Source organism: Nocardiopsis halophila DSM 44494, assembly GCF_000341245.1.
In the GTDB taxonomy this organism is placed as follows: domain Bacteria; phylum Actinomycetota; class Actinomycetes; order Streptosporangiales; family Streptosporangiaceae; genus Nocardiopsis_A; species Nocardiopsis_A halophila.
Window position 1 is genome coordinate 37,775 of the sequence record NZ_ANAD01000165.1, and the last position, 22,346, is coordinate 60,120.

Consider the following 22,346-nt stretch of genomic DNA (forward strand, 5'->3'; position numbering starts at 1 on the left):
GAGGCGGTGATCGGCGATGAGGGTGGGCCTGGTCTGCCCCTACACCTGGGAGGTGCCCGGAGGCGTCCAGCAGCACGTGGGCGACCTGGCCGAGGCGCTCATCGGCCTGGGCCACCGGGTCTCGGTGCTGGCGCCGTGCGACGAGGGCGCCGGGGAGGCGCTGCCCCCGCACGTGGTCTCCGCCGGACGCGCCGTGCCGGTGCCCTACAACGGCTCGGTGGCGCGGCTGGCGTTCGGCGTGCGCGCCGCCGCCCGGGTGCGCCGCTGGCTGCGCGAGGGCGCCTTCGACGTGCTGCACGTGCACGAGCCGGCCGCGCCCAGCCTGTCCCTGCTGGCCTGCTGGGCCGCCGAGGGCCCGATCGTGGCCACCTTCCACACCTCCAACCCGCGCTCGCGCGCCATGGCCGCCTCGGCTCCGGCGCTGCGCACCGCCCTGGAGAAGATCAGCGGGCGCATCGCCGTGTCCGAGGCCGCCCGCCGCACCCTGGTCGAGCACCTGGGCGGGGACGCGGTGCTCATCCCCAACGGGGTGGCGGTGCACCGGTTCGCCGCGGCCGAGCCGCTGCCGGGCTGGCCCGGGCCGGGCGGTGCGATCGGCTTCCTGGGCCGCCTGGACGAGCCGCGCAAGGGCCTGCGGGTGCTGCTGGAGGCCTTCGCCCGGCTGGGGCGCGAGCGCCCCGGGCTGCGGCTGCTGGTGGCCGGGCCCGGCGACGCCGAGCAGGCCCGCGCGGCGCTCCCGGCCGGCCTGCGCGCGAACCTGGTGGCCCTGGGCCGGGTGAGCGAGGCCGACAAGGCCCGCGCCTACCGCTCGGTCGACCTGTTCTGCGCGCCCAACCTGGGCGGGGAGAGCTTCGGGATCGTGCTCACCGAGGCCATGTCGGCCGGGGCGCCGGTGCTGGCGAGCGACATCCCGGCGTTCCGCAGCGTGCTGGGCGGGGGCCGGGCCGGGGAGCTGTTCGGCACCGGCGACCCCGCCGACCTGGCCGCGCGCGCCGCCGCGCTGCTCGACGCGCCGGAGCGCCGGAGCGGGCTGTCCCGCGCCGCGCAGGAGGCCGTGCGCGCCTACGACTGGCGCACGGTCGCCGCGGACGTGGTCCGGGTCTATGAGACGGTGCAGCCGGCCGGGGCCTCCGCGGTGGCCGCCGACGGCGGGACGGGGGGATAGGCCATGGCCGTGTGGGCGGCCTGGGCGGCGCTGGGCCTGCTGGCCGTGGTCCTGGTCTCGTTCTACGTCTCCTGGCGGGCCGGTCGGCTGGACCGGCTGCACACCCGGCTCGAGACCGCCTGGGCGGCGCTGGACGCGGCGCTGAGCCGGCGGGCCGCGGTGGTGCAGGAGTTCTCCGCCGGCCCCTGGGTGGAGCCGGCCTCGGCGGTGCTGCTGGCCGATGCGGCCGGGGCGGCCCGCCGCGCCGGGGACGCGGGGGCCTCGGGGGCCGAGCGCGAGCTGGCCGAGAGCGACCTGTCGCGGACCCTGCGCGCGGTGCTGGAGGAGCCCGGGCTGGCCGCCGACTGCCCGGGCGGGCAGGCGGCGCTGCGCGAGGTGGAGGCGGCCGCCAAGCGGGTGCTGCTGGCGCGGCGCTTCCACAACGATGCGGTGGCCCACACCCGCCAGGCCCGCTCCCGGCGGCTGGTGCGGGTGCTGCGCTTGGCCGGCGGGGCGCCCCTGCCGGAGTTCTTCGAGATCGACGACGAGCCCCCGCGCATCCCGGGCTCCTTCGGAGCGCTGTGAGGCGGCCCGCTAGGGTGACAGACTGTCGAAAGCGCGGGAGAGAACGTGCCGTTATGTCCCGAAGCGGGCGTCTTGGGTGAACTACCATGGACCCCGGGGTCCTCGGCGGCGCCCCTCGCGCCCCGAGACCCGACAGACGCATCCTCCGCGCCCCCGCGCAGAACGCGGGCGCCCGCAGAACATGGAGTCCGCCACCGTGGCCAACACCGCTGAGAACGACAAGACGGTCGGTACCACCCGCGTGAAGCGCGGCATGGCAGAGCAGCTCAAGAACGGCGTGATCATGGACGTGGTCACGCCCGAGCAGGCCAGGATCGCCGAGGACGCCGGCGCCGTCGCGGTCATGGCCCTGGAGCGCGTCCCGGCCGACATCCGCAAGCACGGCGGCGTCGCCCGCATGTCCGACCCGGACATGATCGACGGCATCGTCGAGACCGTCTCCATCCCCGTCATGGCCAAGGCCCGCATCGGCCACTTCGTCGAGGCCCAGGTCCTCCAGGCGCTCGGGGTGGACTTCATCGACGAGTCCGAGGTGCTCACGCCCGCCGACGAGGCCCACCACATCGACAAGTGGGCCTTCACCGTGCCCTTCGTCTGCGGCGCCACCGGCATCGGCGAGGCCCTGCGCCGCATCGCCGAGGGCGCGGCCATGATCCGCTCCAAGGGCGAGGCCGGCACCGGCAACGTCGTCGAGGCCACCCGCCACATGCGCTCCATCCGCGGCGAGATCAAGCGCCTGGGCACCCTGGACGAGGCCGAGCTGTTCGGCGCGGCCAAGGAGATGCGCGCCCCTTACGACGTCGTCAAGGAGGTCGCCGAGCTGGGCAGGCTCCCGGTGCCGCTGTTCTCCGCCGGCGGCGTGGCCACCCCCGCCGACGCCGCCCTGATGCGCCAGCTGGGCGCCGAGAGCGTCTTCGTCGGCTCGGGCATCTTCACCTCCGGCGACCCGGCCAAGCGGGCCGACGCCATCGTCCAGGCCACCCTGCACTACGATGACCCCTCCGTGGTCGCCAAGGTCTCCCGGGGCCTGGGCGAGGCCATGGTCGGCATCAACCTGGATGATCTGGAGGACTCCCAGCGTTACGCCGGCCGCGGCTGGTAGCGCGCCCCCGCACCGCCGCACCCGTGAAATGCCAGCCGTCTGCGAGGTCGTCCCCGTGTCCGCACCGCCGTCCGCCGCCATCGGCGTGCTCGCCCTGCAGGGCGACACCGCCGAGCACCTGCGCGTGCTCCGCGGGATCGGCGCCACCGCCGTCCCCGTCACCCGCCCCGGCGAGCTCGACCAGGTCCAGGGCCTGGTCCTGCCCGGCGGCGAGTCGACCGCCATGGCCAAGCTCGCCGAGCGCTACGAGCTCCTGGAGCCGCTGCGCAAGCGGGTGCGGGCGGGCATGCCGGCCTACGGCACCTGCGCCGGGATGATCCTGCTGGCCGACCGCATCGTCGACGGTGCGCGGGACCAGCGGACCGTCGGCGGCATCGACATGACCGTGCGGCGCAACGCCTTCGGACGGCAGAGCGAGTCGTTCGAGACCGGCGTCGAGATCGAAGGGCTGGAGGGAGGGCCGGTCGACGCGGTGTTCATCCGCGCCCCCTGGGTGGAGTCGACCGGCCCCGGAGTGCAGGTGCTCGGCCAGACCGCCGAGGGCGGAGCGGCCGGTAGGATCGTCGCGGTACGACAGGGGAGCCTGCTGGCCACCTCATTCCATCCCGAGCTGACCGGGGACGCGCGTATCCACCGACTCTTCGTCGACATCGTGAAAGGAACGGCATGAGCGGCCACTCCAAGTGGGCCACCACCAAGCACAAGAAGGCCGCGATCGACGCCAAGCGCGGCAAGCTCTTCGCCAAGCTGGTCAAGAACGTCGAGGTGGCGGCGCGTACCGGCGGGGGCGACCCCGACGGCAACCCCACGCTCTACGACGCCATCCAGAAGGCGAAGAAGAACTCGGTCCCGCTGGACAACATCGAGCGCGCCCGCAAGCGCGGCTCCGGTGAGGAGGCCGGCGGCGCCGAGTGGCACACCGTCTGGTACGAGGGCTACGCCGGAGGCGGCGTCGCCCTGCTGGTGGAGTGCCTGACCGACAACCGCAACCGCGCCGCCTCCGAGGTGCGCGTGGCGGTCACCCGCAACGGCGGCTCCATGGGCGACGCCGGGTCGGTCTCCTACCTGTTCACCCGCAAGGGCGTGGTGCTCGTGTCCAAGCAGTCCGCGTCCGAGGACGACGTCACCCTGGCCGCGGTCGAGGCCGGCGCCGAGGACGTCAACGACCTCGGCGAGAACTGGGAGGTGGTCTGCGAGCCCACCGACCTGGTCTCCGTGCGCACCGCCCTGCAGGAGGCCGGCGTGGACTACGAGTCCGCCGAGACCTCCTTCCTGCCCAGCATGGAGGTCCCGGTGGGCGAGGACGACGCCAGGAAGGTGATGCGGGTCGTCGACGCCCTCGAGGACTCCGACGACGTGCAGAACGTCTACACCAACGCCGACATCCCCGACGAGGTCCTGGCGAAGATCGGCTGACGCGGCGCCGGCGCGCCGAGGCGCCGAACGACCGGCACGGCCCCGTCGCCCGCGAGGCGGCGGGGCCGCCGCGCGGTGTCGGACCGCCGCCGGCGCCCCGGTGGTCGTATAGGGTCGGTACCCTGCGAACGGGCGTTCGAGAAGGGGGAGCGGGTGCGGGTACTGGGGATCGACCCCGGACTGACCAGGTGCGGGGTCGGCGTGGTGGACGGGGCGCCCGGGCGCCCGCCCGCACTGGCCGCGGCCGGGGTGATCCGCACCCCCGCCGCCGACGACCTGCCCGCCCGCCTGCTGGCCGTGGAGCGCGGCGTGGAGGAGTGGCTGGACGCCCACGCCCCCGACGCCGTGGCCGTCGAGCGGGTCTTCGCCCAGCACAACCTGAGCACCGTGATGGGCACCGCCCAGGCCTCGGCCGTGGCCATGACCTGCGCCGCCCGCCGCGGACTCCCGGTGGCCCTGCACACCCCCAGCGAGGTCAAGGCCGCCGTCACCGGGAGCGGCCGCGCCGACAAGGCGCAGATCGGCGCCATGGTCGCCCGCATCCTGCGGCTGTCCTCGCCGCCCCGCCCGGCCGACGCCGCCGACGCGGTGGCGCTGTGCCTGTGCCACATCTGGCGCGGCGGCGCCCAGGACCGGCTGGCCCGCGCCCGGGCCCGCATTCCCGCACCCGCTCCCAGGAAGGGGACCGCCCCGTGATCGCGTTCCTGACCGGCCGCGTCGCCGCCCGCCAGGCCGGGTCGGCCGTCATCGAGGTCGGCGGGGCCGGCCTGCAGCTGCAGTGCACCCCCGCCACCCTGTCCCGGCTGCGGGTGGGGGAGGAGGCCACCGTGGCCACCGCCCTGGTGGTGCGGGAGGACTCGCTCACCCTCTACGGCTTCGCCGACGCCGACGAGCGCGACGTCTTCGAGCGGCTGCAGACCGCCTCGGGGGTGGGGCCCCGCCTGGCCCTGGCGATGCTCGCCGTGCACACCCCCGAGACCCTGCGCAAGGCCGTGGCCACCGAGGACACCGCCGCGCTGACCGCGGTCCCGGGCATCGGGAAGAAGGGCGCCCAGCGCATCGTGCTGGAGCTGCGCGACAAGCTCGGCGAGCCCTTCGCCGGCGACCCCGCCGGGCCCGCCTCCGCGGCCACCGCCCACTGGCGCCCCCAGGTGGTGGCCGGCCTGGTCAACCTGGGCTGGTCGGCCAAGGACGCCGAGGCCGCCGCCGACGCCGTGGCCCCCGAGGCCGAAGACGCCGCCCCCGACGTGGCCGAGCTGCTGCGCGCCGCCCTGCGCCGGCTGAGCCGCGCCTGAGACCGGGAGCCGGACAGCGATGAGCGAGAACGAGCCCCACCTCTACGAGCGCGACGTCGTCTCCCCCGAGGCCGGCGCCGACGACCGCGCCCTGGACGGCGCGCTGCGCCCCCGCATGCTGGAGGACTTCGTCGGCCAGGACCGCGTCCGCGAGCAGCTCTCCCTGGTGCTGCGCGGCGCGCAGAGCCGCGGCCGCGCCCCCGACCACATCCTGATGTCCGGCGGCCCCGGCCTGGGCAAGACCACCCTGGCCATGATCATCGCCAACGAGCTGGGCGCCCCGCTGCGCATCTCCTCGGGCCCGGCCATCGAGCGCTCGGGCGACCTGGCCGCGGTGCTGAGCACGCTGCAGGAGGGCGAGGTGCTCTTCCTGGACGAGATCCACCGCATGGCCCGCCCCGCCGAGGAGATGCTCTACGTGGCCATGGAGGACTACCGGGTGGACGTGGTCGTGGGCAAGGGGCCCGGCGCCACCGCCATCCCGCTGGACATCGCGCCGTTCACCCTGGTCGGCGCCACCACCCGGGCCGGGCTGCTGCCCGCCCCGCTGCGCGACCGCTTCGGCTTCACCGCGCACGTGGACTTCTACCGGCCCGAGGACCTGGAGAGCATCGTGCGCCGCTCGGCCGGGCTGCTCGGCGTCGGGCTGGAGCCCGACGCCGCCTGGGAGATCGCCCGCCGCTCGCGCGGCACCCCGCGGATCGCCAACCGGCTGCTGCGCCGGGTGCGCGACTACGCCGAGGTGCGCGGCGACGGCACCCTGGACCGGGACACCGCGCGCGCCGCGCTGAGCCTGTACGAGGTCGACGACCTGGGACTCGACCGGCTGGACCGGGCGGTGCTGGACGCGCTGCTGCGCCGCTTCCGCGGCGGGCCGGTGGGGCTGTCCACGCTGGCCGTCTCGGTCGGCGAGGAGCCCGAGACCGTGGAGGTCGTCGCCGAGCCGTTCCTGGTCCGGGCCGGGTTCATCGCCCGCACCCCGCGCGGCCGGGTGGCCACGCCCGAGGCGTGGGAGCACCTGGGCGTGACGCCCCCGCAGGCGGCCGGCGGATAGGGTTGCAGGGAACACGGGGACCGGCCCGATCGTTCCCCTTCCGCGGCTGAGCGCCGCGGTGACCGTTCGTCAGGAAAGGACGCCCCGTGCAGGGCACAACGATTCTCGCGCAGCCGGCCGAAGCAGGCCTCGGCGGCGGCAGCCTGCAGTCGATCCTCATGATCGCGCTGCTGGTGCTCGTCTTCTACCTGCTCATCATCCGCCCGCAGCAGCGGCGCCGCAAGCAGCAGATGGAGATGCAGAGCCGTCTGGGCCCCGGCCAGGAGGTGCTCACCCAGGCCGGCTTCTACGGCACCGTCGTCGAGGTGCGCGACAGCGAGGTCGAGCTGGAGATCTCCCCGGGCTCGCGCATCCGCATCCTCAAGGCCGGCATCGCCGACGTCGTTCCCGAGCCGGGCGCCGCCGATGACGACACGCCGGTCGAGGACCGCCCCGACTTCCCGGGCAAGGACCCCGGGAGCGGGGACGACAAGGACGACAAGTAGCACCATCCCCGTCCGCCGGGGTGCGGACCCGCCGCCGCGGGCCCGCACCCCGGCCGACGCGCGCCGGAAGGAACCCCGATGCCCCATTCCCCCGCCGACCTGCAGCGCCTCCTCGATGCCGGGATCCGCGACGTCCCCGACTTCCCCGAGCCCGGCGTGGTGTTCAAGGACATCACCCCGCTGCTGGCCGACCCCGCCTCGCTGCGGGCCGTCGCCGAGGCGATGGCCGCGCCCTTCGCCGGGCGGGTGGACGCCGTGGTCGGACTGGAGGCGCGCGGCTTCATCCTGGCCGCCCCCGTCGCCCTGGAGTTGGGCGCGGGCTTCGTCCCGGTGCGCAAAGCCGGGAAACTGCCCGCCAAGACCTACCGCGAGTCCTATGATCTGGAGTACGGCAGCGCGACCGTCGAGATGCACGTCGACGCGTTCGCCCCGGGAAGCCGCGTGCTCGTCGTGGACGACGTGCTGGCCACCGGGGGCACCGGGCGGGCCGCGGTGGAGCTGGTCCAGCGGGCGGGTGGTACCGTCGTGGGATTCTCGGTCCTGATGGAGCTGGGCTTCCTCAAGGGCCGCGAGAGGCTGACCGGGGTAGGCGTGCACGCGCTCACCGAGGCCTGACCCGCCTGGCCTGACCTGCGAGGGCATCGCAGGGGGCGGGCATTACACTTGCGGGCATACTTCGACTGCGACGGCGCGTTGGTACCGGTGAGCCGACCGTTCACGACCAAGACGTCCCGGTGGCCGTCGCAGGGGCGGAGCGACCCCGCCCCCGCGGCCCCACCGGTGGAGCCGCGGGAGGGATGCCCATGCCAGGCGAGGCCACCACGCCGACCGAGGCCGTGCCGGAGCGCACCGCGGCAGCCGCCCCCGTCCTGGAGCCGGCGCCCGAGCGGGCACCGGAGGCCGACCGTGCCCACCCGTCCTCAGGCGTGCGGGTCCGCCGCAGACTCGCACGCCTCGGCGCACAACGGGGTGTGACCATGAACCCGGTACTCGAACCGCTGATCAAGACCGTCCGCGCGACCCATCCCAAGGTCGACGTACGGCTGATCGAGCGCGCCTACGACGTGGCCGCGCACTACCACCGGGAACAGAAGCGCAAGAGCGGCGACCCCTACATCACCCACCCGCTGGCCGTGGCCACCATCCTGGCCGAGCTGGGCATGCAGGAGCCGACCCTGGCCGCGGCGCTGCTGCACGACACGGTCGAGGACACGCCCTACACCCTGGAGTCGCTGCGCGCCGACTTCGGCGACGAGATCGCCGAGCTGGTCGACGGCGTCACCAAGCTGGACAAGGTCAAGTACGGCGAGGCCACCGAGGCCGAGACCGTGCGCAAGATGGTCGTGGCCATGGCCCGCGACATCAAAGTGCTGGTCATCAAGTTGTGCGACCGGCTGCACAACATGCGCACCCTGCGCTACCTGCCGCAGCACAAACGGGAGAAGAAGGCCCGGGAGACGCTGGAGATCTACGCCCCGCTCGCCCACCGCCTGGGCATGAACACCATCAAGTGGGAGCTGGAGGACCTGGCCTTCGCGACCATGTACCCCAAGCGCTTCGACGAGATCGCCCGGCTGGTCTCCGAGCGCGCCCCCCGCCGCGACCTGTACCTGCAGGACGTCATCGAGGCCGTCTCGGCCGACCTGCGCGAGGCGCGGATCAAGGCGACCGTGCGCGGGCGCCCCAAGCACTACTACTCCATCTACCAGAAGATGATCGCCCGCAACTGCGGCTTCGACGAGATCTACGACCTGGTCGCGGTCCGGGTGCTCGTGGACAGCGTGCGCGACTGCTACGCCGCCCTGGGCACCATCCACGCGCGGTGGAACCCGGTCCCCGGCCGGTTCAAGGACTACATCGCGATGCCCAAGTTCAACATGTACCAGTCGCTGCACACCACGGTGATCGGTCCCTCGGGCAACCCCGTCGAGCTGCAGATCCGCACCCGGGCCATGCACCGCCGCGCCGAGTACGGCATCGCCGCGCACTGGAAGTACAAGGAGGACCGGGTCTCCGGCAAGGAGAGCCGCTCCAAGGGCACCGGCGACATGGCCTGGCTGCGCCAGCTCATCGACTGGCAGCAGGAGACCAAGGACCCCGGCGAGTTCCTGGAGTCGCTGCGCTTCGACCTCTCGGTGCAGGAGGTGTTCGTCTTCACGCCCCAGGGCGACGTCATCTCGCTGCCGCAGGGCGCCACGGCGGTCGACTTCGCCTACGCCGTGCACACCGAGGTCGGCCACCGCACCGTCGGCGCCCGCGTCAACGGCCGCCTGGTGTCGCTGGAGAGCGAGCTGCACAACGGCGAGACGGTGGAGATCCTCACCTCCAAGGCGCCCGACGCCGGGCCGAGCAGGGACTGGCTCAACTTCGTCAAGAGCGCCCGGGCCCGCAACAAGATCCGCCAGTGGTTCACCAAGGAGCGCCGCGAGGCCGCGATCGAGCAGGGCAAGGACGCCATCGCCAAGGTGATGCGCAAGCAGGAGCTGCCGATCAAGCGGCTCTTCAGCGGCGAGGCGCTGATCGCCCTGGCGCGGGACCTGCGCTACACCGACGTGGACGCCCTGTACGCGGCGGTGGGCGAGGGGCACATCGGCGCCCAGAACGTGGTGCAGAAGCTGGTGGCCTCCCTGGGCGGCATCGAGAGCGCCGAGGAGGACATCGCCGAGTCCTCGCTGCCCACCCGGGCCGCCCGGGAGCGGCGCCGCCGCCCCTCGGGCGGCTCCGGCGTGGTGGTCGAGGGCGACGCGGACGTGTGGGTGCGGCTCTCGCGCTGTTGCACCCCGGTCCCCGGCGACGCCATCGTCGGCTTCGTGACCCGCGGCAACGGGGTTTCGGTGCACCGCAGCGACTGCGTGAACACCCGCGCGCTGGACCCCGAGCGGATGGTGCAGGTGGAGTGGCAGCCCGGCGAGGACGCCATGTTCCTGGTCGCCCTGCAGGTCGAGGCGCTGGACCGGTCGCGGCTGCTGTCCGACATCACCCGGGTCCTGTCCGACCAGCACGTGAACATCCTGTCGGCGACCGTGCAGACCGGCCGGGACCGGGTCGCGCTGAGCCGCTTCACCTTCGAGATGGCCGACCCGACCCACCTGGGCCACGTCCTCAAGGCGGTCCGCGGCGTGGACGGGGTCTACGACGTCTACCGGCTCAAGAACTGATCCGGGGCGCGCCGCCCTTGATCCCTCCCCGCGGCTTGCCAGACTGCGGGCATGAACAAGATCTCACTCGACGCCCTGGCCTCGCGCCTCCAGGAGCGCGCGGCGGGCTCGTCGGCCGGACGCAGCGCCGAGACGGTGGTCGGCGGCCACGAGCGCACGCTGCGCCAGACCCTGATCGCGCTGACGGCGGGCGCCTCCCTCTCCGACCACCCCAACCCGGGTGAGGCCACCGTGCTGGTCCTGCGCGGCCGGGTCCGGATGACCGCCGGCGGCGACCACTGGGACGCCCGCACCGGCGACGTGCTCATCGTCCCGGACGCGGTGCACGCCCTGGAGGCCGTCGAGGACGCGGCCGTGCTGCTGACGGTGGCCAAGACCTGAGGCCGGGCCCCGCGGCGGGGCCCGGCCCGCCTCAGCTCATCTCCTCCAGCGCCTTCTCGGCCTCCTCCAGCCAGGAGCGACGGGCCGAGATGGCCTCCTCGGCCTCCCGGACGCGGCGCTGGTCGCCGGCGGTGCGGGCCTTGTCCAGGCGGGCCTCGAGCTCCTGCAGCGAGCCCCGGATCCGGTCCACGGTCGCCTGCGCGCGGGCCCGGGCCTCGGGGTTGGTGCGCTCCCACTCCTTGTCCTCGGCGCGGCGCACCTCCTCCTCGATCCGGCGGAAGGCGCCCTCCAGCTTGTCCCGGGAGTCGCGCGGCAGCGGGCCGGCCTCCTCCCAGGCCTCCTGGTACTCGCGCAGCCGGGCGCGGGCCCGGCGCGGGTCGGCGATCCCCGGCAGCTCCTGCCGGGCCTCCTCCAGCAGCTTCTCCTTGGCCTCGGCGTTGACCCGCAGCTCGGCGTCGCGCTCGGCGAAGACCGCGTTGCGCGCCTGGAAGAAGGTGTCCTGGGCGGCCTTGAACCGGGCCCACAGCCGGTCCTCGCTGGCGCGGTCGGCGCGGCCGCTGGCCTTCCACCGCTGCATCAGCTCGCGGTAGCGCCCCGAGGTGGGGCCCCACTCGGTGGAGCCGGCCAGCGCCTCGGCCTCGGCGACGATCTGCTCCTTGACCTCGCGCACCTGCTCGCGCTGCTGGTCGAGCCCGGCGAAGTAGGCCTTGCGCCGCTTGGAGAAGGCGTTGCGCGCCGCCGACATGCGCTTCCACAGGGCCTGCTCGGTGGGCCGGTCGGCGCGGGGCGCCGCCTTCCACTCGTCGATGAGCTGGCGCATCCGCTCGCCGCCGGACTTCCAGTGCGTGGTCTCCTCGGCCACCCGCTCGGCCTCGGCGACGATGCGCTCCTTGGTGTCGCGGGCCTCGGTGCGCGCCTGCTCCTGGGCCTGCTTCTGCTCCACCCTGCGCTGCTCGGCGCGCTCGGTGAGCGCGTCCAGCCGGCGCATCAGCGCCTCCAGGTCGCCCACGGCGGCGGCGTCGCGCACCGCGGAGCGCAGCTTGTCGATGCTGGACAGGGCCTGGCCCGCGGACAGGTCGGTGGTGCTCAGCCGCTTCTCCAGCAGCTCGACCTCGGTCACCAGGGCGTCGTACTTGCGCCGGAAGAAGGCCAGGGCCTCCTCGGGCGCGCCGGCCTGCCACGACCCGACGACACGCTCGCCCTCGCTCGTGCGCACGTAGACCGTGCCGTCGTCGTCTACGCGGCCCCAGGGGTCCGTGGTCACCGTGTCCTCCAGCTGTAATGGGCCCGGCCGCCGGGCCGGGCGGGCTCGTCGCGGCGGTCGCCGACCGCTGTGACTCTGCACGATATCCCTACACTGTGCCGGTTACCGACGTGGTGGGGGCGGCCTCCGCGGCGGGGCCCGCGGCACCCGGCACGACGTGGACCAATATGGCACCCGCGCGCCGATCGGCAAAGAGCCGAGGAGGCGGGGGTGACCGAATGGTGATGAAGCGGTTCGCCCGCGGCCGGTGCCCTCGGTAGGCTTCCTTCCAGCCCGACGCCTGCCCCACGGACCAAGGAAACGAGGTCGCCGACCGCCGTGCTCATCGACGCCTTCCCCGCCGGACCGCTCGCCGCGAACTGCTACGTGGCCGCCCCGGGCCCGGACGCGGGGTGCGTGGTCGTCGATCCCGGGCAGGACGCCGCGGCCGACCTCGACCGCGTGCTGGCCGAGCACCGCCTGCGGCCCGAGGCCGTGCTGCTGACCCACGGCCACTTCGACCACGTGTGGTCGGCCGCCGAGGTCGCCGACCGCCACGGCGTCCCCGCCTACGTGCACCCCGCCGACCGCGGCCTGCTCACCGACCCCGTCCGCGGGCTCGACCCGGCCCTGGCCTCGCAGCTGTCCGCGCTGCTCGGCGGCGCCGAGCCCCGGGAGCCGCGCGAGCTGCGCGAACTGGAGGCCGGCCCGCTGCGCCTGGCCGGCATGGAGATCGGCGTCGAGCACGCCCCCGGCCACACCCCGGGCTCGGTGGTCTTCGCCCTGCCGGGCGGCGACGCGGGGCCCGAGACCCTGTTCACCGGCGACCTGCTGTTCGCCGGTTCCATCGGCCGCACCGACTTCCCCGGCGGCGACCACGCCGAGATCCTGCGCAGCCTGGAGCGGGTGTGCCTGCGCCGCCCCGACACCGCCGAGGTGCTGCCCGGCCACGGGCCGGGCACCACGGTGGGCCGTGAGCGCGCGGCCAATCCGTTCCTGCGCGACATCGCGGCGCGCTGAGCAGCGCACGTCGGGCATCATGGGAGGGATCCGCTCCCGCCCGGCGCCCTTCCCCGGGGGAACCGTGCCCCGGCGGGCCGCCACCCACAAGCACGAGTCCAAGGAGAGCCCCGTTGATCCGCACGCATGACGCCGGCGCCCTGCGCGCGTCGGACGCCGGTACGACCGTCGTCCTCGCCGGCTGGGTGGCCCGCCGCCGCGACCACGGCGGCGTCGTCTTCCTCGACCTGCGCGAGGCCTCCGGCGTCGTGCAGGTCGTGGTCCGCGAGGACGACCTCGCCCACGACCTGCGCGCGGAGTACTGCGTGAAGGTCACCGGCGCGGTCCGGGTGCGCCCCGAGGGCAACGAGAACCCGGAGATCCCCACCGGCGGCGTCGAGGTGGTCGCCGAGACCATCGAGGTGCTCAGCGCCTCGGCCCCGCTGCCGTTCCCGCTGGACGGCTCGCAGGAGGTCTCCGAGGAGGCGCGCCTGCGCTACCGCTACCTGGACATGCGCCGCCCCGAGCCGGCCGCCGCGCTGCGGGCCCGCTCCCGGGCCTCCTACGTCGTGCACGACGTCATGCGCGAGCTGGACTTCGTCAACGCCGAGACGCCCTACCTGACCCGCTCCACCCCGGAGGGCGCCCGCGACTTCCTGGTGCCGGTGCGGCTCCNGCAGCTGTTCAAGCAGCTGCTGATGGTCGGCGGGATGGAGCGCTACTACCAGATCGCGCGCTGCTTCCGGGACGAGGACTTCCGCGCCGACCGGCAGCCGGAGTTCACCCAGATCGACATCGAGATGAGCTTCGTCGACCAGGAGGACGTCATCGCGGTCGGCGAGAGGCTCGTCGCCCGCCTGTGGAGCGAGGTCCTGGGCTACGAGGTCCCGCTGCCGCTGCCGCGCATGCCCTACGCCGAGGCGATGGCCCGCTACGGCTCCGACAAGCCCGACCTGCGCTTCGGCCTGGAGCTGACCGAGCTGACCGACCACTTCGCCCAGACCTCCTTCCGGGTGTTCCAGGCGCCCTACGTCGGCGCGGTGGTCATGCCCGGCGGCGCGGCCCAGACCCGCAAGGAGCTGGACGGCTGGCAGGACTGGGCCAAGGCGCGCGGCGCCAAGGGGCTGGCCTACGTGCTGGTCCAGCAGGACGGCACGCTGGGCGGCCCGGTGGCCAAGAACCTCTCCGAGGCCGAGTCCGCGGGGCTGGCCGCGAAGGTGGGCGCGGCCCCCGGCGACGCGGTGTTCTTCGCCGCGGGCGAGCGCCGCTCCTCCCAGGAGCTGCTGGGCGCGGCCCGGCTTGAGATCGGCCGCCGCAAGGACCTCGTCGACACCTCGGCCTGGTCGTTCCTGTGGGTGGTGGACGCCCCCATGTTCGAGGAGGACGGCGAGGGCGGCTGGACCTCGGTGCACCACCCCTTCACCGGCCCCAAGCCCGAGTGGGCCGAGGAGTTCGACAAGGACCCGGCCAACGCGCTGGCCTACGCCTACGACATGGTCTGCAACGGCTCGGAGATCGGCGGCGGCTCCATCCGCATCCACCGCACCGACGTGCAGGAGCGGGTGTTCTCGGTGCTGGGCATCGGTGCACAGGAGGCCGAGTCGAAGTTCGGGTTCCTGCTGGAGGCGCTGAAGTACGGCGCGCCGCCGCACGGCGGCATCGCCTTCGGCTGGGACCGCATCCTGACCCTGCTGACGGGCCAGGACACCATCCGCGAGGTGATCGCCTTCCCGAAGACGGCCTCGGGCGGCGACCCCCTGACCGGGGCGCCCACGCCGATCACCCCCGCCCAGCGCGCGGAGGCCGGCATCGACGCCGTCCCCGGCGCCGAGGACGGGGAGCAGGCCTGACCGGATTCCGGCGGACCTTTCGGGGCCCGCGGGTGCGCACCGCACCCGTGGGCCCCTTCCTGTATGCAGGGGGCCGGAACGCACGTGAAAACGCGACCTTTCCGTGACCTTCCATTGAACTCCTGAATTGTCCGGAAACGGACGTTCGGTCGGGCGTTTTCTCCTCCCGATTCCGGTTCCGCCGGGCCGGTCGGGCCCCGCACGTGCGGCGATGCGCCCCGCCCGGCGCGGGAAAGGCGCGAAAACACCGCCGATTGGCATAACGTGGGGCGTGCCGCGGAACCGCGGGGCGGCGTCCGCCCCGCCCGGCCGGAGAACGGCCCATCCCGCCTCCCGCGGCCGCGAATTCCGGCGCCGACGCCGAACGCCCGACCACCGCCCGGAGCAGCGGCGGCGCGAACGCGGTCCGGATGGCTAAACTGATCCGAATCGGACGTCACGATGCACCTCCGAGCGCCGCGGCCCGGAGGCGTCCGCACCGACACCAGGGATTGAAACAGCACGTGAACCGCACAACCGGCGCAGCGGAGGGGACGGCCCAAGGGCAGCCGGCCCGCGGTGAGGGCGGGGCCCAGGCGGCCTTCGCCGGCGCGCCCGCGGCCCTGGCCGCGGTCGAGCGCACCGGCGCGATCGTCCAGGCCAACCGGGCCTTCACCGAGGCGGTCGGCGCCACCGCCGAGGAGCTGGCCGGCCGCCCCTGGCCCGAGCTGCTCAGCGGCGCCGACGCCGGGCGCGCCTGGGACCTGCACCGCGACGCCTTCGAGCGGCACGAGCCCCGGCCCCGCGCGTTGGGGCTGCGGCGCCCCGACGGCGAGTACCGCCGGATGACGGTGCGGGTGCGCGCCCTGCCCGGCGCCGACGGCGCCCGCGGGACCGCCGCGGCGGTGGTCATGCTCCAGGAGACGGCGCGCGACGAGGAGGCCGTGCGCGCCCTGACCGAGCTGCGCACCGCCGGCTCCGACACCGCCCTGTGGAGCCTGGACCTGCGCACCGGGCGGATGCGCGAGCTGTTCGGCCCCTCCCCGCTGGGGCGGGTGCTCGCCGGGGAGGCCCGCGACCTGGACACCCTGCTGGCCCGGGTGCACCCCGACGACATCGCCCGGGTCCGCGACGCCGTGGAGGCCTCGCACCTGGGCCGCGACTACGAGCAGCGGTTCCGGATGACCGACCTGGTCGGCGACGAGCGGGTGCTGCACGCCAAGGCCCGCTACGTCGAGGGCCCGGGCGGCCCCCGCCTGGTCGGCGTCGTCGACGACGTCACCGAGCACGTGCAGCTGATCCGCCGGCTGGCCGACCGCCGCCGGATCGAGGCCGCCCAGGGCCGCCAGGTCACCGAGCTGGCCGCCAAGCTCGTCTCGGCCACCACCGTGGACGAGGTCACCGGCCTGCTCGCCGAGGAGTTCGTGCCGATCTTCGGCGGCAGCGCCGCCGGGGTGATGCTGGTCGAGGACGGCGTGCTGCGCCCCTACCCCGCCGGGCGGGAGCACACCGGCACCGCCCCGCTCATCGACGGGCGCGACGCCGCTGACGCCGCCTACCCGATGGGCGCGGTGGTCCAGGACCGCCAGCCCCGCTTCTTCGAGAGCCGCGCCGAGATGCTGGAGCGCTTCCCGGCCGTGGAGCCGCTGATGGCCCGCTCGGCCGCCCAGTCCTGGGCCACCGTCCCGGTCTTCGGCGACCGCCGGGTCGCCCTGGGCGTGTGGCAGGTGGCCTGGGACCGGCCGCACCACGCCACCCCCGACGAGCGCGCCCTCATGCTCACCCTGGCCGGGCTGGCCGGGCAGGCCCTGCAGCGGGTCTACCGGCAGCTGGAGGAGCTGGAGCTGGCCGACGAGGTGCAGCGGCGCATGCTGCCCCCGCAGATCCCGCACTTCGGCGACCTGGACATCGCCGTGCGCTACCTGCCCGCCCGGGCCGGCTGGCGGGTCTGCGGCGACTTCTACGACGTGATCCGGCTGACCGGCCGCCGCGTGGGCCTGGTCGTGGGCGACGTCCAGGGCCACGGGGTGGAGGCGGCCGCCGCCATGGGGCAGATCCGGGTGGCCTTCCGGGCCTACGCCACCACCGAGGCCGACCCCGGCGCGGTGCTCGCCGAGACCAACCGGCTGCTCACCGAGACCGGCGAGATCGTCTTCGCCACCTGCGGCTACCTCGTGCTGGACCTGGACACCGGCCGGATGCGCGCCGCCTGGGCCGGGCAGCCGCCGGCCATCATCGCCACCGAGGACGCCTACGAGGCCTGGGAGGTGGAGACCGGCCCGCCGGTCGGCGTGGACGCCGAGAGCAAGTACGCCGTCACCGAGCGGGTGCTGCGCCCGGAGGAGACCCTGCTGATGTGCTCGGACGGCCTCGTGGAGAGCGCCGAGGTGGCCATGGACGACGGGCTGGCCGCCACCGGCGAGGCGCTGTGCAGCATGGGCGCCGACGTGCACGCGGCCGCCACCACCCTGGCCGCGCTGGCCCCGGCCGGGCGCGGCGACGACATCGCCATCCTCATCGCGCGGATGAACCCCGGATGAGCACCTGAGTCCACCCGATACCGTGGAGGCGTGTCCGAAACGCTGTTCGACGACGCCGGAGCCGAGGCCCAGCGCACCCAGGAGCCGCTGGCCGTGCGGATGCGCCCGCGCACCCTGGACGAGGTGGCCGGCCAGGGCCACCTGCTCGGCGACGGGAGCCCGCTGCGCCGCCTGGTCGAGGACGACGCCCCCATGTCGCTGTTCCTGTGGGGCCCGCCCGGCACCGGCAAGACCACCCTGGCCACCGTGGTCAGCCGCGCCACCGACCGCCGCTTCGTGGAGCTGTCCGCGGTCAGCGCCGGGGTCAAGGAGGTGCGCGCCGTCATCGACGAGGCGCGCCGGCTGATGGGCATGCGCGGCACCCGCACCCTGCTCTTCGTCGACGAGGTGCACCGGTTCAGCAAGACCCAGCAGGACGCCCTGCTGCCGGCGGTGGAGAACCGGTGGGTCAGCTTCATCGGCGCCACCACCGAGAACCCGTTCTTCTCGGTGGTCTCGCCGCTGCTGTCCCGCTCGCTGCTGCTCACCCTGGAGTCGCTGACCGACGACGACGTGCGCGGGGTGCTCGAACGGGCCCTGGCCGACGAGCGCGGCCTGGACGGCCGCCACACCCTCTCCGCCGGGGCCGAGGACCACCTGGTGCGCCTGGCCGGCGGGGACGCCCGGCGCTGCCTGACCTACCTGGAGGCCGCCTCCCTGGTCGCGGGTGAGCGCGCCGAGATTACCCTGGCCGACCTGGAGCGGGCCGCGGACCGGCACGCGGTGCGCTACGACCGCTCCGGGGACCAGCACTACGACGTGGTCAGCGCCTTCATCAAGAGCATGCGCGGCAGCGACCCCGACGCCGCGCTGCACTACCTGGCCCGGATGATCGAGGCGGGCGAGGACCCCCGGTTCATCGCCCGCCGCCTGGTGGTGCACGCCAGCGAGGACGTGGGCATGGCGGACCCGGCCGCCCTGCAGACGGCGGTGGCCGCCGCCCAGGCGGTGGAGCTGATCGGGCTCCCCGAGGCGCGCATCAACCTGGCCCAGGCGGTGGTGCACATCAGCCTGGCGCCCAAGTCCAACGCGGTGATCCGGGCGGTCGACGCGGCCGCGGCCGACGTGCGGGCGGGCCGGGCCGGTCCGGTCCCGGCGCACCTGCGCGACGGCCACTACAAGGGCGCCGAGCAGCTCGGCCACGGCGAGGGCTACAAGTACGCCCACGACTACCCGGGCGGCGTGGTGGCCCAGCAGTACGCGCCGGACGCGCTGAAGGACGCCGAGTACTACCGCCCGACCTCCCACGGCGCCGAGCGGCGCTACGCCGAGGTGCTGGAGCGGATCAAGGGGGTCCGCCGCCCCGACGGGCGGCCCGAGGGGTGAGCCGGGCTCAGCCCTCCAGCGGCTGGGGGTAGAGCTCGGTGATGCGCACGATCTCCGGCTCCCCCTCGCCGGTGCCCTCGGCGAACTCGACCTCGGCGATCACCACTCGGCCCCAGCTCAGGTAGTCGGTGAAGTGCGCCCCGTCGGTCTCGTAGGTGCCGCGCCCGTCCTCGATCCACCCGTCCCCGGGCTGGCAGTAGTGCGCGCAGTACACCTCGGCGTCGTCGGGGATCACCGCGGTCTGCGGCTCCGCCCCCTCCGCCCGCCTCCAGTAGGAGCTCCAGTCGTCGGGCGCCAGCATCTGGCCCTCGGGCGGCGGGGCGTCGGCGTCGGCCTCCTCCACCGGGGTGAACACCCAGGGCCCGTCCTGCGGGTCCTCCTGCAGCGTGGGATCGAAGCGCACCGTGGCGGTGCGCGGCCCCTCCCCGGTCTCCACCGGCTCCGACGGCTCGGGGGAGGGCTCGGGCGGCGGCTCGGCCCCGCCGCCGGCCACCTCGGCGGCCACCCACGCGCCCCCGCCCACCAGGGCCAGGGCCACGGCGGCGCCGCCGATCAGCAGCGGAACCCGGCCCGGCCGCCGCACCGCCCCGTCGTCCAGCCGGATCACCCGCGGCAGCCGGGCCGGCTCCACCACGCCCTGCCACTCGCGGGAGAGCACCTTGGTGACCGCGGTGCCGCGCACCCCCGCGGCGGCGGAGGCCGCCGCCTGCTCCTCGGCGGCGCCCTGCTCCCATGCGGCGATGGCCGACCCGATCAGCTCCCGGATCGAGGGCCGCTCGGCGGGGTCCTTGGCCAGCGCCCGCTCCACCAGCGGCAGCAGCTCCCGCGGCACCCCCTCCAGCTCGGGCTCCTCGGTCAGCACCCGGCGGGCCAGCACATCGGGCTCGCCGTGCCCGAAGGGCAGCCGGCCGGTCGCGGCGAAGGCCAGCACCATGCCCCAGGAGTAGACGTCGGCGGCCGGCGAGGGCGGCGCCCCCTGGTGCCGCTCCGGGGCGATCCAGGCCCCGGCGGTGCGCCTGAGCACCTCGTCGTCGCCGGGCAGCGCGCAGTCCAGGATCCGCGGGCCCCGGCTGCCGATGAGCACGTTGCCGGGCTTGATGTCGCCGTGCGGCACCCCGTTCCGGTGCAGCGCCATCAGCCCCTCGGCCAGGCCGGCGGCCAGCGCCAGCAGCCGCCCGGGCCCCATCGGCCCGCGGCGGCGGATGTAGGCGGCCATCGGGATACCCGAGACGTAGGGCATCGCCAGCCACGGAGGAGCGGCCTCGGTGTCGAAGCGCACCGGCGGCACGTACACCCGCCCGTCCACCGCCGCCAGCGCCTCCAGCCGGGAGCGCAGGTGCGCGCGGGCGCGCGGGTCGTCCAGCCCGGGGGAGTGCAGCACCTTGACCGCGGCCAGCGGGTCGTCGCCGCCCATGGGGTCGACCGCGGCGAACACGGTCCCGGTGCCGCCCGAGCCGATCCGCCCGATCACCAGGTAGGGGCCCAGGCGGCGGGGGTCGGAAGGGGAGGCGGGGCCGAGGTTCGGAGGGACCAGAACGGACATCTCGTTCGGGGAGCGTCGGCTCATGCGGGGGTCCTGTCCAGCCTGTCTCGTGAGGGGGGCGAATGGGGTGCCGCCTCTGATTCTCATGCATAGCGGTCGATCCGTCGACGCGCAGGGGCGGCGCCACGCCCCCGGAGGGGGAGGGCGGGCCGTTCCCGAACGCGATAGGGTCGTCCGTATCCGGCTCCCGGCCCGGCCGCAGGCGGCGCCCGCCCCCGGCCGCGCGGCCCCGTCCCCCCGGAGAGCCCCCGACATCCCGAACGCCAACGGAGCCCGCATGCTGACCGGAGGAGAGCTCGCCGCCCTCATCGCCGCGGTGGTCTGGACCGTCCTGGTCGCGTTCCTGTGCGTGACCCTCGTGAAGCTGACCCGCCTGCTCACCGAGGCCACCAAGGTGGTGGCCGACTTCGGCGAGCGGACCCGTCCGCTGCTGGACGACGTCGCGGCCACCGTGGAGCGCACCGACGCCTCGCTGGAGCGCGTGGAGGAGATCACCTCCAACGTCGCCGCGACCACCGAGGACCTGTCCACCATGACCGCGCTCACCCGGTCGGTGGTGAGCGGGCCGCTTGTGAAGATCGCATCGCTGTCCTACGGTGTGCGCCGCGTGATGGGCCAGCGCCGGGCCCTTGCGCTGGTGCGCACCCGCCGCAGGAGGGAGCGCCGGTGACCGGCCGCCTGACCTGTCTCGTCGCGGGCGCCGTCCTCGGCGGGTATGTTGTGCACAGGCTCAACCGCACGGCACGTGCGTGGAGTCCGGGAGGCATCGCCGACCGCGTCGAGGACCGCGTCGCCGACTACCGGGCCGCCCTCCGCGAGTTCAACGAGGACGTCCACGCCGCCACAGAGCAGCGGGAGGCCGAGCTCCTGCGCCTGTACTCCGCCGAGCGGGCGGCCCCCGGCGGCGCGCTCCCCCGCACCGCCCGGGCACAGATCCACACGCACGGCGCGAACGGCGCCCCCGAGACGAAGGACGGCCGCTGATGGAGACGGCAGAAATCGCCCGCCGCTTCCTCGCATTCTTCGAGAAGAACGGACACACCGTCGTCCCCTCCGCGAGCCTGGTCGCCGAGGACCCCACCCTGCTGCTGGTCCCGGCCGGCATGGTGCCGTTCAAGCCCTACTTCCTGGGCCAGCGCACGCCCCCGCACGCCACGGCCACCAGCGTGCAGAAGTGCATCCGGACCAAGGACATCGAGGAGGTCGGCAAGACCTCCCGGCACGCCACCTTCTTCCAGATGCTCGGCAACTTCTCCTTCGGCGACTACTTCAAGGAGCGGGCGATCCCGCTGGCCTGGGAGCTGGTGACCGCCCCCGTGGAGGAGGGCGGCTTCGGCATCGACCCCGAGCGGCTCTGGGTCACCGTCTACCTCGACGACGACGAGGCCGCCGGGATCTGGCGGGACGTGGTCGGCGTGCGCCCCGAGCGCATCCAGCGCATGGGGATGGACGAGAACTACTGGGACATGGGCGTGCCCGGCCCCTGCGGCCCCTGCTCGGAGATCTTCTACGACCGCGGCCCGGAGTACGGCGCCGACGGCGGGCCCGCGGCCGACGAGGACCGCTACATCGAGATCTGGAACCTCGTCTTCATGCAGTACGAGCGGGGCGAGGGGTCCGGCAAGGACTACCCGATCCTGGGGGACCTGCCCAAGAAGAACATCGACACCGGCCTGGGCCTGGAGCGCCTGGCCGCGGTGCTGCAGGGCGTCGACAACATCTACGAGACCGACATCATCGGCCGCGTGCTGGCCAAGGCCGCCGAGCTCACCGGCACCCGCTACGGCGACGACGCCGAGCAGGACGTGATGCTGCGGGTCGTCGCCGACCACGTGCGCAGCGCCGTCATGCTGGTCGGCGACGGGGTCCGGCCCGGCAACGAGAAGGCCGGCTACGTGCTCCGCCGCATCCTGCGCCGCTCGATCCGCAACCTGCGGCTGCTCTCGGGCGCCGACGCCTTCCACATGCACGAGCTGACCGCGGTCAGCATCGACGCGATGAAGGACATCTACCCCGACCTGCTCGACAAGGCGCAGATGGTCCACAGTGTCATCGACGCCGAGGAGAAGAACTTCGCCGACACCCTGCGCTCGGGCACCGCCCTGTTCAACCGGGCGGCCGAGCGCACCCGCGCCGCGGGCGGCGCCACCTTTTCCGGCGCCGACGCCTTCCAGCTGCACGACACCTACGGCTTTCCCCTCCACCTC

Annotated in this window: 21 protein-coding genes; 19 read left to right on the plus strand and 2 right to left on the minus strand. The window is 74.4% G+C overall.

Going from position 1 to position 22,346, the window contains the following annotated elements:
• Positions 1-16: 16 nt before the first annotated feature.
• The 12 genes from D450_RS0119595 (at position 17) to D450_RS0119650 (ending at position 10,620) form a co-directional block, all read left to right on the plus strand.
• Complete coding sequence (locus D450_RS0119595) at positions 17-1,165, plus strand: glycosyltransferase family 4 protein (RefSeq protein WP_017540356.1); 1,149 nt, start codon at positions 17-19, stop codon at positions 1,163-1,165.
• A gap of 3 nt (positions 1,166-1,168) precedes the next feature.
• The gene (locus tag D450_RS0119600; protein WP_017540357.1) at positions 1,169-1,729 is read left to right on the plus strand and encodes a hypothetical protein; all 561 of its coding nucleotides are present in this window, start codon (positions 1,169-1,171) and stop codon (positions 1,727-1,729) included.
• A 181-nt stretch (positions 1,730-1,910) separates the two neighbouring features.
• Positions 1,911-2,831 (plus strand): pyridoxal 5'-phosphate synthase lyase subunit PdxS, encoded by a 921-nt coding sequence (gene pdxS, locus D450_RS0119605; RefSeq protein WP_017540358.1) that lies wholly within the window; start codon positions 1,911-1,913, stop codon positions 2,829-2,831.
• A 55-nt stretch (positions 2,832-2,886) separates the two neighbouring features.
• Complete coding sequence (pdxT, locus tag D450_RS0119610; protein ID WP_017540359.1) at positions 2,887-3,501, plus strand: pyridoxal 5'-phosphate synthase glutaminase subunit PdxT; 615 nt, start codon at positions 2,887-2,889, stop codon at positions 3,499-3,501.
• Positions 3,498-4,247 (plus strand): YebC/PmpR family DNA-binding transcriptional regulator, encoded by a 750-nt coding sequence (locus D450_RS0119615; protein WP_017540360.1) that lies wholly within the window; start codon positions 3,498-3,500, stop codon positions 4,245-4,247. Before pdxT ends, D450_RS0119615 begins: the two co-directional genes overlap by 4 nt.
• Positions 4,248-4,400: 153 nt before the next feature.
• Entirely contained in the window at positions 4,401-4,943 is a 543-nt protein-coding gene (ruvC, locus tag D450_RS0119620) for a crossover junction endodeoxyribonuclease RuvC (RefSeq protein WP_017540361.1), read from the plus strand.
• Positions 4,940-5,542, plus strand: a complete 603-nt coding sequence (ruvA, locus tag D450_RS0119625; protein WP_017540362.1) for a Holliday junction branch migration protein RuvA — start codon at positions 4,940-4,942, stop codon at positions 5,540-5,542. Before ruvC ends, ruvA begins: the two co-directional genes overlap by 4 nt.
• Before the next feature lie 19 nt (positions 5,543-5,561).
• On the plus strand, positions 5,562-6,596 hold the full coding sequence (gene ruvB, locus D450_RS0119630) for a Holliday junction branch migration DNA helicase RuvB (RefSeq protein ID WP_017540363.1): 1,035 nt from the start codon (positions 5,562-5,564) through the stop codon (positions 6,594-6,596).
• A gap of 86 nt (positions 6,597-6,682) precedes the next feature.
• On the plus strand, positions 6,683-7,081 hold the full coding sequence (yajC, locus tag D450_RS0119635) for a preprotein translocase subunit YajC (RefSeq protein ID WP_017540364.1): 399 nt from the start codon (positions 6,683-6,685) through the stop codon (positions 7,079-7,081).
• Between the two features lie 78 nt (positions 7,082-7,159).
• Entirely contained in the window at positions 7,160-7,696 is a 537-nt protein-coding gene (locus tag D450_RS0119640; RefSeq protein WP_017540365.1) for an adenine phosphoribosyltransferase, read from the plus strand.
• 362 nt (positions 7,697-8,058) lie between these two features.
• The gene (locus D450_RS0119645) at positions 8,059-10,239 is read left to right on the plus strand and encodes a RelA/SpoT family protein (protein WP_026124244.1); all 2,181 of its coding nucleotides are present in this window, start codon (positions 8,059-8,061) and stop codon (positions 10,237-10,239) included.
• 51 nt (positions 10,240-10,290) lie between these two features.
• On the plus strand, positions 10,291-10,620 hold the full coding sequence (locus D450_RS0119650) for a cupin domain-containing protein (RefSeq protein ID WP_017540367.1): 330 nt from the start codon (positions 10,291-10,293) through the stop codon (positions 10,618-10,620).
• A gap of 31 nt (positions 10,621-10,651) precedes the next feature.
• On the opposite strand, the gene D450_RS0119655 is transcribed toward D450_RS0119650, so the two are convergent.
• The gene (locus D450_RS0119655) at positions 10,652-11,884 is read right to left on the minus strand and encodes a DUF349 domain-containing protein (protein WP_017540368.1); all 1,233 of its coding nucleotides are present in this window, start codon (positions 11,882-11,884) and stop codon (positions 10,652-10,654) included.
• Between the two features lie 318 nt (positions 11,885-12,202).
• Between D450_RS0119655 and D450_RS0119660 the strand changes: the two genes are divergently transcribed.
• The 4 genes from D450_RS0119660 to D450_RS0119675 all read left to right on the plus strand — a co-directional run bounded on the left by D450_RS0119660 (position 12,203) and on the right by D450_RS0119675 (position 18,596).
• Positions 12,203-12,883, plus strand: a complete 681-nt coding sequence (locus D450_RS0119660) for an MBL fold metallo-hydrolase (protein ID WP_017540369.1) — start codon at positions 12,203-12,205, stop codon at positions 12,881-12,883.
• 113 nt (positions 12,884-12,996) lie between these two features.
• The gene (gene aspS / locus D450_RS0119665; RefSeq protein ID WP_017540370.1) at positions 12,997-14,712 is read left to right on the plus strand and encodes an aspartate--tRNA ligase; all 1,716 of its coding nucleotides are present in this window, start codon (positions 12,997-12,999) and stop codon (positions 14,710-14,712) included.
• Positions 14,713-15,215: 503 nt separating this feature from the next.
• Positions 15,216-17,231, plus strand: a complete 2,016-nt coding sequence (locus D450_RS0119670; protein ID WP_017540371.1) for a SpoIIE family protein phosphatase — start codon at positions 15,216-15,218, stop codon at positions 17,229-17,231.
• A gap of 30 nt (positions 17,232-17,261) precedes the next feature.
• Positions 17,262-18,596, plus strand: a complete 1,335-nt coding sequence (locus D450_RS0119675) for a replication-associated recombination protein A (protein WP_017540372.1) — start codon at positions 17,262-17,264, stop codon at positions 18,594-18,596.
• 7 nt (positions 18,597-18,603) lie between these two features.
• On the opposite strand, the gene D450_RS0119680 is transcribed toward D450_RS0119675, so the two are convergent.
• Complete coding sequence (locus D450_RS0119680) at positions 18,604-20,163, minus strand: serine/threonine-protein kinase (RefSeq protein ID WP_017540373.1); 1,560 nt, start codon at positions 20,161-20,163, stop codon at positions 18,604-18,606.
• 253 nt (positions 20,164-20,416) lie between these two features.
• Here D450_RS0119680 and D450_RS0119685 point away from each other — a divergent pair, with 253 nt between their 5' ends.
• The 3 genes from D450_RS0119685 to alaS form a co-directional block, all read left to right on the plus strand.
• Positions 20,417-20,809 carry a DUF948 domain-containing protein gene (locus D450_RS0119685; protein WP_017540374.1) on the plus strand — a complete coding sequence of 131 codons (393 nt, stop codon included), beginning with the start codon at positions 20,417-20,419 and terminating at the stop codon, positions 20,807-20,809.
• Positions 20,806-21,123 (plus strand): hypothetical protein, encoded by a 318-nt coding sequence (locus D450_RS0119690; protein ID WP_017540375.1) that lies wholly within the window; start codon positions 20,806-20,808, stop codon positions 21,121-21,123. The genes D450_RS0119685 and D450_RS0119690 overlap by 4 nt, the downstream gene beginning before the upstream one ends.
• Positions 21,123-22,346: alanine--tRNA ligase (alaS, locus tag D450_RS0119695; protein WP_017540376.1), on the plus strand; the 1,224-nt coding region annotated here is incomplete at its 3' end. The genes D450_RS0119690 and alaS, both read left to right, overlap by 1 nt.